Annotated in this window: 8 protein-coding genes; all 8 read left to right on the top strand. The window is 38.0% G+C overall.

Annotated elements, in window-relative coordinates; all coding sequences use genetic code 11:
* Positions 1 to 22: 22 nt before the first annotated feature.
* Positions 23 to 1,420 (top strand): Gfo/Idh/MocA family oxidoreductase, encoded by a 1,398-nt coding sequence (locus GGR42_RS07640; protein ID WP_167962488.1) that lies wholly within the window; start codon positions 23 to 25, stop codon positions 1,418 to 1,420.
* A 260-nt stretch (positions 1,421 to 1,680) separates the two neighbouring features.
* Positions 1,681 to 2,187 carry a hypothetical protein gene (locus GGR42_RS07645; protein WP_167962490.1) on the top strand — a complete coding sequence of 169 codons (507 nt, stop codon included), beginning with the start codon at positions 1,681 to 1,683 and terminating at the stop codon, positions 2,185 to 2,187.
* Positions 2,188 to 2,341: 154 nt separating this feature from the next.
* Positions 2,342 to 2,905, top strand: a complete 564-nt coding sequence (locus GGR42_RS07650; protein ID WP_167962492.1) for an RNA polymerase sigma-70 factor — start codon at positions 2,342 to 2,344, stop codon at positions 2,903 to 2,905.
* 120 nt (positions 2,906 to 3,025) lie between these two features.
* Positions 3,026 to 3,976: a FecR family protein gene (locus GGR42_RS07655; RefSeq protein WP_167962494.1), complete on the top strand. Its 951-nt coding sequence runs from the start codon at positions 3,026 to 3,028 to the stop codon at positions 3,974 to 3,976.
* Positions 3,977 to 4,120: 144 nt separating this feature from the next.
* Positions 4,121 to 7,411 (top strand): SusC/RagA family TonB-linked outer membrane protein, encoded by a 3,291-nt coding sequence (locus tag GGR42_RS07660; RefSeq protein WP_167962496.1) that lies wholly within the window; start codon positions 4,121 to 4,123, stop codon positions 7,409 to 7,411.
* Positions 7,412 to 7,430: 19 nt separating this feature from the next.
* The gene (locus GGR42_RS07665; RefSeq protein ID WP_167962498.1) at positions 7,431 to 9,185 is read left to right on the top strand and encodes a RagB/SusD family nutrient uptake outer membrane protein; all 1,755 of its coding nucleotides are present in this window, start codon (positions 7,431 to 7,433) and stop codon (positions 9,183 to 9,185) included.
* 198 nt (positions 9,186 to 9,383) lie between these two features.
* Complete coding sequence (locus GGR42_RS07670) at positions 9,384 to 10,541, top strand: alkaline phosphatase (RefSeq protein WP_167962500.1); 1,158 nt, start codon at positions 9,384 to 9,386, stop codon at positions 10,539 to 10,541.
* A complete protein-coding gene (locus GGR42_RS07675; protein WP_167962502.1) occupies positions 10,525 to 12,303 on the top strand; it encodes an alkaline phosphatase in 1,779 nt (592 codons plus the stop codon). Before GGR42_RS07670 ends, GGR42_RS07675 begins: the two co-directional genes overlap by 17 nt.
* Positions 12,304 to 12,567 lie beyond the last annotated feature (264 nt).

Raw genomic sequence — 12,567 nt, forward strand, 5'->3', positions numbered from 1 at the left:
CAGGCAAAACTAAAATCATACCATGACCACATCCAGAAGAAGTTTTATTACATCAATAAGCATGCTTGCAGCCCATACGGCCTTCCCTATTTCATCTTTTAATTTTAATACCTCTAAAAAGTTACGGGTAGTACTTGTAGGCACAGGAATTAGAGGTATCAGCTTTTGGGGGAGAAGGCTTGTTCAAGAATACTCGGATATTCTTGAGTTTGTTGGTCTTAGTGATATTAACCCTGGAAGATTACAGTTTGGAAAAGAATATATAGGTGCAGACTGCCCAACATTCACGGATTTTGATGCTATGTTAAAAAAGACCAATCCAGATTTGGTAATAGTAACCACCAAAGACTCTACCCATCATCAATTTATTATAAAAGGGTTGGAAAAAGGGTGTGATGTACTCACTGAAAAACCACTTACCATTGATGAAGTCAAATGCCAAGCCATTCTAGATGCAGAAAGAAAATCTGGTAAAAACTTAATTGTCGGTTTTAATTACCGTTGGAGTCCTTACAGTACCAAAATAAAAGAACTATTGGCAAACAATGCCATTGGCAAACTTACCTCTGTAGATTTTCATTGGTACTTAAACACCTATCACGGAGCCTCTTATTTTAGAAGATGGCATGGGCAAAAAGACGAGGGCGGTTCTCTTTGGGTACATAAATCCACGCATCATTTTGATTTATTGAATTGGTGGATAGATTCCGACCCAAACGAAGTTTTTGCCTATGGCGATTTGGAGCATTATGGTTCCAACGGCCCTTTTAGAGGATCTAACTGTAGAAGCTGTGAGCATAAAGCCAATTGTGATTTTTATATGGATATTACCAAAAACAAACATCTTATGGATTTATATGTGGCTCACGAAAAGCATGATGGATACATTAGAGACAATTGTTTGTTTAGGGAAGAAATAGATATTTATGATAAAATGTCCGCCCAGGTTAGATATACCAACAATGTTACCTTAAATTATTCCCTTACCACATATTCTCCCTACGAAGGCTGGAAAGTTGCTTTTAATGGTACAGAAGGAAGAATTGAGGCTTGGCTGGATATTCCCTATCATGAAAACATTGCCGTAAACCAAGCGGAAATGCATGCTAAAGAAATGGAGCAATCTGCCATGGAGGATGTTAAAAATGAACCCATAATAGTCCACAAGCTTTGGAAAGATTTTGACGTTGTGAATGTGCCTACAGAAAAAAGTGGTCACGGTGGTGGTGATGGGCGTTTGCAAGACAAAATATTTAGAACTGCGGATACTAGAGATCCTTTTGATAGGGCTGCCGGAAGTAGGGATGGTGCCATGTCCATTTTAATCGGTATTGCTGCAAGAAAGAGTATTGAATCTGGCAACCCCATAAAAATTGCCAATTTAACTGACTTGGAGCCCATGGAAAAGCGAATTATATAAGTTTAGAGTTTAATTAAACCCTTCCATATCCAGTTTAGCTGCCCATTGTAAATAGGTCAGCATTATCCTTTGGGTCAATTTGCAAATATGTTAGGCATTAAGGTCAAGGTATTTAAGTCTGATAGCCCAAATAAAAGTGTAAAAAAATATTTTAAAAGAATATAATCTAATTCCCCACAACCATTTTGGTTTGTTTTACAACAAAAATAGTGGTCACCCCAAAGAAGATTTTAGTTTTACAGCAACCAAAACCAAAATATATGAAGAATATACGCCTTGCATTCGCCCTATTTTTTTTAGGAGTGGGAATCCATGCCCAAGAAGGCTTTAAACTTGGATTCCAGGCAGGTTTGCCTTTTAACGACTTTAATAATGAAGTAAGTGTGGTCGTTGCCCTTGATGTAGGATATGTATGGACACCAGCAGAGTTTCTGGACCTTGGAATCATGACAGGGTTTGTCAATGGATTTTCAGAATCTTTTCACTCAGATGTTGTACTAACAGATTTACCAAACGTTCAATTTATCCCCGTTGCCGGTTCTGTAAGGGTATGGCCATCAAATTCATTTTCACTGGGCATTGAAGCAGGTCAAGCTTTGGGCATAAATAAGGACAATGAAGGCGGTCTATACCTTAGACCATTAATGGGATACCTAATGGGACCAAAAACGGAAGTCAATGTATCTTACACCACTATACAATTGGACAATAAATCATGGTCCACTGTAACTCTTGGATTACTCTATACTTTTAAGTCTGATTGGTAAGGAAAACCTTAGGAATTAAATTCTTTGGAAAAACAATATTTCTTTAAATATTTAAAGAGATTCTTTTAAAACCAGCATACCTACCGTTAAGCTAAAGTTTACACTATTTTAATCTTACTCTATTTTATTTTTGTGTTATTTGTACATCATGAAAATGGAGTTTAGAGAAACAAATGCTGTGGAAAATTTGGCCCTTCAAATCAAAAATTCAAACGAGAAAGCATTTAACACCTTGTTCGAATTATTATGGAGGCCAATGCTTACCTATGCCTCTTCTCTATTAATGGATGACACCTTGGCCAAAGATATGGTTCAAGATGTATGGATGGACTTTTGGCAGCGAAGAAAAGAGATTGAGATTCAGAATACAAAGGCATACTTATACAAGGCTATTAGATATCGCTGCTACAATCATTTACGTGACTCCAAATTAAACAAAATACAGTTAGAGGTAGCCAATTCCATCTGTATCACATCCGAAGTTGAACAAAATGATGATGTCGTTGAATTATATACTAGAATAAACAATGTAATTGCCAGTTTACCCCAGAGATGTCAAGAAATCTTTAAATTGAGTAGAATCAACAACATAAACAATAGAGAAATAGCCAATCAGCTTAATATTTCTCAGCGTTCTGTTGAAAATCAAATATCCTTTGCGCTCCGGAAGCTTAGGAAAGACATAGCCACCGTTAAAGTTTTATTTTCCTTCTTTTAGTTTCTTTATTCTTATCTAAAGGTTAACAAAACCACCCATTTATTAAGTAATTATTAAGCCTGTTCTTATGACTGTGCGTACAATAACAATCTTGGTACTTATAAGTGTAATGCCAATACAATGACCGAAAAAGAAGTAAAAAAACTAATAAAAAAGTACCTCAATGGTACCATAACGGCAAAGGAAGAAAAGCTTTTGGAACTTTTTGACGCTAATCTTTTATTAAGGAACAAAAAAGAAATTTCCGAGTTAAGGAAACACAAAACAAGCATAAAAAGAAAATTATCCACAAAAAACAAAAGAGAACATAGGAAACCCATAAGAAACTTGCTAAAAATTGCTGCTTCTATAACTGTAATTATGGGTCTGACTTTTTTTTCCTATAAAAAGTCTGACATAGTTAAGGAACAACCTGTAGCAGAATTAGTAAAAACAACTGCTTGGGGACAAAAATTGACTGTAACCTTGCCTGATGGAACATCTATTAAACTGAATTCTGGGAGTGTCATTAAGTTTCCTGAAAAATTTGATGAAAGAACCCGCGAGGTAGAACTCAATGGGGAGGCCTTTTTTGATGTTGCCAAAGATTTGAACAAGCCTTTTATAATAAAGTCGGGAAGTCTTAGCACCAAAGTTTTGGGAACTTCATTCAATGTAAATGCATACCCCGACAGTGAAAGAATCGCAGTTACTGTTGCCTCTGGCAAAGTAAAGATTTCTTCAAAGAACAGGAATACCATTTTAACTCCAAACCAACAGGGAATTTTTCACAAAAAATTAAACAGTATTACTAGACATGAAGTTGATATTGTAAAAATCTTACAATGGAAAGAAGGAATTATCCATTTTGATGACATTACATTAAATAAGGCCTCCAAGATATTGGAAAAATGGTATGGTGTAACCTTTGTTTTTGAAAATGAACAATTAGGGGAATGCCATATTACAGGAACCTATGACAATGAAATACTGTCGGCGGTCTTGGAGAGTATTGTCTATGTAAAAAAAGGACTTCAATACGAATTTATAGAAGATAGAAAAATTTTAATAAAAGGTTCATGCAACGACTAGCAAACAACTCAATAAAACATCTAAGCCTATGACATAAAATAACACAAAAAAGAGGCAGCCTGTCTTTACTTTGGCGAGCTACAACAGACTGCCGTTAGTTCAACAATTACAAATATTTACAACCATTAAACATTATGTGAAATTATGAATTCGCTAACTATTAAACAATTTATCAAGTTGACATTCAATACATTTTGCTTTCTTATTATCATAGCAATGCTAAATCCAGTTCTTGCTGCTGACGCTAGGGGGCAAAAATTGGAAAATTTTAAAGTGGACATCACTGTAAAAGACGCCTCAGTTATAGATGTATTGAAAGACATTGAGAACCAGACAAGTTTTAAATTTGTCTATGACCGCAAAATAAAAAGGCTACGGAACACTTATGATATTGCATACGACAATGTATCATTAAGGTCAGTTTTAGAGTTAATGGCCAAAGATGCCAACCTTACTTTTAGAAGAATCAACAAAACCATTGCCATAGATTTAAAGCCTAAAACTCCCATACGAGTTGTTGAGATTCTCTATAAAACAGTAACGGGAAAGGTAACGGATGATAGTGGTATGCCCTTAGCTGGTGCAACAATTTTAGAAAAAGGCACTTTAAATGGTACAACTACAGATTTTGATGGAAATTTCACCATTGATGTTGCAGATGATGCCATACTTGAAATTTCGTACTTAGGTTTTACTACTTTAGAAATACCGGTCAATGGAAATACGAACATTGATGTCCAACTTATCCCAGATGCCACCCAATTGGAAGATGTGGTTGTAGTGGGATACGGAGTTCAAAGAAAGTCTGATGTAACAGGTTCCATCAGCTCATTGAAGAGCGAAAGCTTTAACAAGGGTGTGGTAACAAATCCTGGACAACTTTTACAAGGTAAAATAGCAGGTGTTAATGTAACAGCTGTAAGTGGTGAGCCCGGAGCATCACAAAATATTATTATTCGTGGTGTAGGAAGTCTTAGATCCGGAACAACTCCTCTTTTTGTTGTAGATGGCTTTGTAATTGATAATAGTTCCACGGGAGTATCTTCTAATCCTTTAAACTTCATTAACCCTCAAGATATAGCTTCTATTGACGTGTTAAAAGATGCTTCGGCTGCCGCCATATATGGAGCTCGTGCTGCAAATGGAGTAATAGTGATTACAACCAAAAGAGGAAAAGTAGGCAGAACAGAAATGAACTTATCCATATCAACTGCAATGTCGTCATTGGCAAATGAAATGGATGTATTCAGTGCTGACCAATTTAGACAACAAGTACCTGCCTCAGGAGGTACACTATTTGACGGAGGTGCAACTACCGATTGGCAAGACCAATTAACGCGAACGGGTATTTCTAAAAACATCAACTTCTCCATGAGTGGTGGCACCAGTGACAAATTCAATTATTACGTGTCCACTGGAGTGGATGATCAAGAAGGTATTTTTAGCAATAGTTCGTTAAAGAGATATTCAGGTCGTATAAATTTGACACAAAAAGCACTTCAAGGACGCCTTAAAGTAGATTTTAATTTAACCGCATCCAAGACGATAAACGAAAGAGCAGATGCTGGGGCCATGGTTGTAGATATGTTGCAGTTGAATCCCACGATTCCAGTGTTTACAAACGGGGAACCAACACTATTGGACGAACGGTTGAATCCTATTGTTCGGAACCAAATCTATTTGGATGAAGCCAATAACAATAGAATTTTAGCCAATATTTCCCCTTCCTTAGAAATAATTAAAGGTTTAACCTATAAACTTAACCTCGGTGTGGATTACTCTTCTACCAATAGAGATGTCCAGCAAACACCATATGCACTCTTAGAAGGGTATGAAGATGGATACCTAAATACCTCTTTTACTACCAACAGCAATGTATTGGTTGAGAACACCTTGACCTATACCTATGATCAAGGAGACCATGCCGTTATACTATTGGCCGGACATTCTTACCAAGAAACCGAGTTCGAGCAAAAAGCCTTTGAATTGGATGGATTTGCAGATAATGGGATAGAACCAAGGTACCAAGATCAGATTAGCACGGAAATACTCCCAACAACAGTAAATTCTATTGCCTTTAACAATGAGCAACAATCTTTCTTTGGAAGATTAAACTATGGGTATGCAGATAAATATTTGTTAACCGCAACAATGCGTGCAGATGGATCTTCCAAATTTGGAACCAATAACAAATATGGATATTTTCCTTCAGTTGCTTTGGGCTGGAACCTAAGCAAAGAGGACTTTATGCAAGACAACTCTTTCATTAGCAACCTTAAATTACGTGCCAGTTGGGGACAAACAGGTAATCAAGATGGTATTCCAAGTAAAGTAAGTTTGGCGAGTTATGTAGATTCAAAAACTGAAAATGACACCTACCCTTTAAATGGAAATGAGGTTACTTTGGACGATTATCCCTTTGGCACTGTCCCTGTTCGTACTGCCTATCCAGACCTTAAATGGGAGGTTTCCACACAAACCAACATAGGTTTAGATTTTGGACTGTTTAAAAATAGTCTTACCGGTACCCTGGACTACTTTAATAAGGTTGCCAGTGATGTTGTCTTATTCTCGAACAGAATAGACCCTATACAACCAACAGAAAAAGTTTGGACAAATATTCCTGACTTAGAGATTAAAAACTCGGGTGTGGAAATTTCTCTGGATTACAACGGTAACATCAATGAAGATTTAACTTTCAATATTGGAGGTAACCTGTCTTACACAGACAATAAGGTGGTCAATTCCCAATTCGAAGTGTTAACAACAGGTGCAGCAACAGGTGCCGGACAAACAGGGGCTACCATTAATGGGTACATCAATAATCAACCAATAGGAACCTACTTTATGAAGGAATTTATTGGTATTGGTGATGACGGATTAAATCAATTTAGAGATGTTGTCGCCGATGGAGAATCATTGGATAACGATCGACTTGCTGTAGGAAGTGCTTTACCTGATATTCTTTATGCTTTCTACCTAAATTTTAATTACAAAAATTTTGATTTAGGCCTTAATTTCAATGGCGTTTCTGGTAACAAAATCTACAACCATACGGCAATGTCCTTGTTCTCTGTAGGTCAATTAAGCAGAAATTTGAACACTACCGATTTCGCCATTGCCTATGCCAATGAAGATACCAGCAATTCCAATGAAGTTTCTACGCGCTATTTGGAGGATGGAAGTTTCTTAAGATTAAACAATGCAACTTTAGGATATAGTTTAAGCCCAGAAAAGGTCGGGTTTGGAGACTGGGTGGAAAACATTCGTTTTACCCTTACAGGACAAAACTTGTTTGTGATATCAGATTATTCAGGTTTTGACCCAGAAGTAAATACAGGTGGTGCAATAGACGGTATTCAAACTTTTGGTATAGACCGCTTCACCTATCCATCCCCCAGAACATTTCTATTTGGTCTAAACGTATCATTTTAATCAAAAAATTGTTTCAAAAATGAAAAATAAGATATTAAGTATTACAATAACATTATGCTCACTGTTAGCTTGGAACTGTACCGATTTAGAAGAAGAAAGACTGGATGAATCGGAATTTGGTGGACAAGCAGAAACAATAAGTGGAGCTTTGGCCCCTGCATATGGATATGTTTCCTGGACTTGGAGACATACCAATTATTATGGCTTACAGTTAATTCCTTCCGATGAGGCCATTCTACCCTATCGCGGCGGAACAGATTGGTTTGATGGTGGTAAATTTTTGGCAGCACATGCACATACCATTACCCCATCCAATGACTTAGTGGGAGATGCGTGGAATGAGCTCACCACCAATATTTCTAGAACCTTGGCCGCTATAGAAGTATTAACGCCCTTGGCCGATGAAGGAAACACCGAAGCAGTTGGTGCTTTGTATGAAATGAAAGCCTTAAGAGCCTATCTTAACATGTTGATGTTGGATAGTTGGGGGGTGGTTCTTAAAAAAGAATCCTCAGATGAACTTTCAGAGGTATTAAAAGCTCAAGATGCTATTGATTATATTGAAAGTGAACTGCTTTCAGTGGTGGACGTTATAAACACAGACAAAGGACCTGGTAGAATTAGCCAAGCAACGGTTTGGGGCTTTTTGGCAAGACTGCACCTAAACGCTGCAGTATACCGTGACCCATATGGCTCACCAAGTTTTACCAATGAAGATATGAACAGTGTGATCACCTACACGGACAATATTATCAATTCGGGTGCCTTCTCCTTATCTCCAGAGTATTTTGATTTATTTAGTGATGAGAATAGCATCAACCCAGAATTAATATTTGCATTGGACCAACGTGGAGTGCTTAGACGGGAACATAGTCGCTGGGCATACTGGTCCATTGCTGGTTCCATGTTTCCAAGACCAGAATATACAAGTGCCGATGGTACTGATGGACCTGCGGTAACATCAGATTTTTACCAAACTTGGGTGGATGCCTATGGCACTGTAGACCCTGCCGAGGCAGATGCCAGGTTCTATCAAAAGAACACCGTTATTCCAGATGCGCAATTACTGGATTTTGAAGGTAGAGTACAAGAGGTTGCTACGGAAACCGAGGACAGTTATTATTGTATTGAACCCACAGAATTTGAAATGGACCGAGGTATTCTAAGGGGCATTCAATGGGGACCTAGAAAAGGTGATGATGGTGCTTTTTTGACCTGTGATGGCGGTGTTAGAATTTATCCCGTGGTACAAAGAAAAGGAAACGGACCAGATAGGGATGTGGGATATGTAAACCATACTGAAAATGTAAACTTCACCAATGAAGGTTCTTTGCACAATACAGGCTTCCGATCTTCCAAATACCAATTTAGCCGTACCTCACCAAATGGCAATAACTTTAGTAGTGTGGACTTGGTGTTAATGCGTTTGGCAGAAATTTATTTAATGAGAGCAGAGGCAAAATTAAGAAATGGCGATGCCGCTGGTGCGTTAGCGGATGTAAATCTTGTTAGAGCCTCAAGAACGGCTCGTCCAGATCAAACTCCAGAAGCTTTGGCTTCTCTTGACCTAGAGAGCATGTTCCGCGAGCGTGGTTTTGAGTTGTACTGGGAAGGGTTTAGAAGAGGAGATCAAATACGTTTTGGGAAGTATGAAGATGCTTGGACAGACAAAACCGATACTGACGTAAATCACAGACTGTTTCCCATTCCTCAAAGTGCGGTTGATGCTGCTTCTGGAATAGATGGATTCTTAGAGCAGAACCAAGGGTACTAAAACTATATTTTAGTTTAGATATAGTAATCAAAAGATGAATAATTGTGTTTGTTAGTTTTATAATTAGTTAGAGCAGTTTAAGTAATTGGGGAGTTGTAATAACTCCCCTTTGCTTAATCCTTACTAATTTAGAGCAAGGTTCTAAAACACTGTTATTAATTCATAAATCCATAATCTTAGCTTCTTTAACAATAGCAAATGAGAGATATTTTTAAAACTGGTTTTTTAACAAGCCTTTTACTATGTGCATTAGGGTGTACTACCCAAAAAATACAAAATTTCCCTTCTACTCCAAAAGCTGTTAGTGCCCCTCCCAATATCATTATAATGATTGGTGACGGCATGGGCATTCCTCAGGTCTCAACGGCCTATTTTTTTGGAAAAGAACAACCTAATTTTTCACGCTTCAAACATATTGGACTTCATAAAACATCGGACAAAAGCCATAAAATCACAGATTCCGCTGCAGGAGCCACTGCAATTTCTACAGGCCAAAAAACATATAAACGGGCTATTGGGGTCTCTGTGGACACTATCCCACAGGAAACAATTTTAGAGTATCTTCAAAAACAAGGGTACCAAACCGGGCTTATTAGCCTAACCTCTATTACACATGCAACCCCAGCAAGTTTCTATGCCCATGTTAAAGATCGGGATATGCACGAGGAAATTGCCGCACAACTGGTTTCGGCCAACGTAGATTTTATAGCTGGAGGAGGCCGAAAATTTTTTAGGGACCGCTCAGATGGCAAACAGCTTTTTTTAGACATGATTCAACAAGGGTATCACATGGACACTCTACAACTCTCCAACCCTTCTTTGGACAAACCCAATGCATATTTCTTGGGAAATGACCAAGAGCTGCCCTCTATAATTGAAGGGCGTGATGATTTTTTGAATGATGCAACAACGTTGGCATTACATTATTTTGAGCAAAGAAAACAACCCTTCTTTATGATGGTGGAGGGTTCTTATATAGATTGGGGAGGACATGCAGAAAATGCTGAAATGATGATAACAGAAGTACTGGATTTTGACAAAACCATAGGTACAGTACTGGATTTTGTTGAAGAACACCCCAATACCTTATTGGTAGTGACAGCCGACCATGAAACGGGAGGCGTTAGTATTGGCAAAAACTATGATGTTGATTCCAGTACAGGTAAAAAAAAGGAAGTTCCAGAAAAAGTAACCGTATACTTTAATTCAAACCAACACAGTGGTGAGCTTATTCCAGTTTTTGCCAAAGGAAAAGGAGCAGAAAATTTTCAAGGAATTTATGAGAATAATGAGATTTACCATAAAATAATTCAGTCATTGAACATTAAACCCATTAAAGATGAAAAGAACAAGTAATTTTCTTCTTGCCTTAGTCCTATTTCTTTTTTGTTCTAATACAGAAGTAAAAGCACAGGAAGCGTATAAAGTTCATTCCCACAATGACTACAACCAACAACTTCCCTTTTGGTATGCTTACAGCAATGGGGCAGCATCAATTGAAGCCGATTTGTTCTTAAAAAACGACACGCTCTACGTTACCCACAGTAAAGATGAAATAGTACCTCATCATACTTTTGAGAAATTATATCTAGAAAGACTTAAAAGTCTAAGTTCATCGGGGGACCTTAGAGAACTTCAGGTTCTTATCGACTTAAAATCTGAAGCTTACACCACTCTACAGAAGCTAGTTGAAGTTTTGGAAAACTATCCGTCACTCATAAAAGAAAATACGCTTCATTTTGTAATTTCAGGAAACAGACCTAAACCCTCCGATTATAAAAATTACCCAGATTTTATTTGGTTCGACCACCAAAATCTGAATGATATAGATTCTATTCCACTGGATAAAGTGGCTCTAGTTAGCCTAAGTTTTAAGAACTATACTGTTTGGAACGGATATGGCAGACCAACTGCCGCAGATGCTAAAAAAGTACAAGCAGCCATTGCTAAAGCAAAAAGTTCTGGAAAACCATTCCGCTTTTGGGCGACTCCAGACACCAAAACAGCATGGGCCCGTTTAGCAAAAATGGGGGTAGATTATATTAATACGGACCAACCTGCATTGGCAAAACAATATCTTGACAAATTAGAGGTAAATACATACCAAAAAGAAACTCCCATTAAGGTTTACCAACCAGAGTATAAGTATGACACCTATTCCCCTCCCAAGAATATTATCCTAATGATTGGTGATGGCAATGGTCTTGCCCAAATCTCCGCAGCTATAATTGCCAATCAGGGAAACCTAACCCTCACAAGTATTAAAGATATAGGATTGGTAAAAACAGCCTCCAATGATGACTTGGTTACGGATTCAGCAGGCGGAGCAACGGCCATGGCCACAGGCTCCAAAAGTAACAACCGGGCCATTGGGGTAGATTCTAAAGGCAAAGTCTTGCCCAACATCATTGATATCACAAGTAACCATGGGTATACTACCGCAATCGTAAGCACAGATGCCATTTATGGTGCAACACCCGCATCCTTTTACGCCCATAGGGTTGAACGAGATGATACACAGGGAATCCTTACAGATTTAAAGCAAAGTAAACTCAATTTTTTTATGACAGGCGGTAAAAGTGAAGAGGAAACTATTAATGATGTTTTTGTGACCCAAAAAATGGAAACGTTTACCACATTTAAGGAACCCACCGCCATTTATTTGGGGGACAACAAGGTTCCCTCAATAAAAGAGGGTAGAAAAAATGTTTTCCCGGAAAGTGTAAAATTGGCTTTAGAAGTATTAAACTCGAAAAAAGAGCCTTTTTTCCTCATGGTAGAAGGTGCACAGATAGACAATGGAGGGCACTCCAATAGTACACGTGGAATTGTTGAGGAAATGCTGGATTTTGATAAAGTCATTGCGGAGGCATTGCAATTTGCAGATAAAAACCAACATACCCTGGTAGTTATTGCCGCAGATCATGAAACTTCTGGCTTTGGAATTGTTGGAGGAGAGGAAGATAAAGGAATGGTACAGGGAGATTTCTTAACCGTGGACCATACGGGGATTATGGTGCCTCTTTTTTCTTATGGCCCAGGTGCACATTATTTTAATGGGGTATATGAGAATACTGCAATTTTTGAAAAAATCATAGAGGTTTTGGCTCTTGACTAAACAAGAAGGGTAAAGCCAACTTTAGAATGGGGGCTACTAGATGAAAATTGACTTGTCTTACTTTTCTTTATAAAAAGTACTAAAAACAAAAAAGCCTTCAACAAATGTTGAAGGCTTTTTGCGGTCTGGACGGGACTCGAACTTTTCTTGAAAACCCTCTGTATCAAAGGCCTGTCAAGGGGTCGGTTTTTGGGCGCACCGTGATGCTCACCTTTTGACATAAGTTTAACTTTTATAAGGTTTGCTTTCAAACAACCAAACTGG

Source organism: Saonia flava, assembly GCF_011927795.1.
GTDB lineage: Bacteria > Bacteroidota > Bacteroidia > Flavobacteriales > Flavobacteriaceae > Saonia > Saonia flava.

Excerpts from the sequence above, each read along its gene's own strand:
- GGR42_RS07640 (WP_167962488.1), top strand. The coding sequence starts at position 23 with ATGACCACATCCAGAAGAAGTTTTATTACATCAATAAGCATGCTTGCA.
- GGR42_RS07645 (WP_167962490.1), top strand. The coding sequence starts at position 1,681 with ATGAAGAATATACGCCTTGCATTCGCCCTATTTTTTTTAGGAGTGGGA.
- GGR42_RS07650 (WP_167962492.1), top strand. The coding sequence starts at position 2,342 with ATGGAGTTTAGAGAAACAAATGCTGTGGAAAATTTGGCCCTTCAAATC.
- GGR42_RS07655 (WP_167962494.1), top strand. The coding sequence starts at position 3,026 with ATGACCGAAAAAGAAGTAAAAAAACTAATAAAAAAGTACCTCAATGGT.
- GGR42_RS07660 (WP_167962496.1), top strand. The coding sequence starts at position 4,121 with ATGAATTCGCTAACTATTAAACAATTTATCAAGTTGACATTCAATACA.
- GGR42_RS07665 (WP_167962498.1), top strand. The coding sequence starts at position 7,431 with ATGAAAAATAAGATATTAAGTATTACAATAACATTATGCTCACTGTTA.
- GGR42_RS07670 (WP_167962500.1), top strand. The coding sequence starts at position 9,384 with ATGAGAGATATTTTTAAAACTGGTTTTTTAACAAGCCTTTTACTATGT.
- GGR42_RS07675 (WP_167962502.1), top strand. The coding sequence starts at position 10,525 with ATGAAAAGAACAAGTAATTTTCTTCTTGCCTTAGTCCTATTTCTTTTT.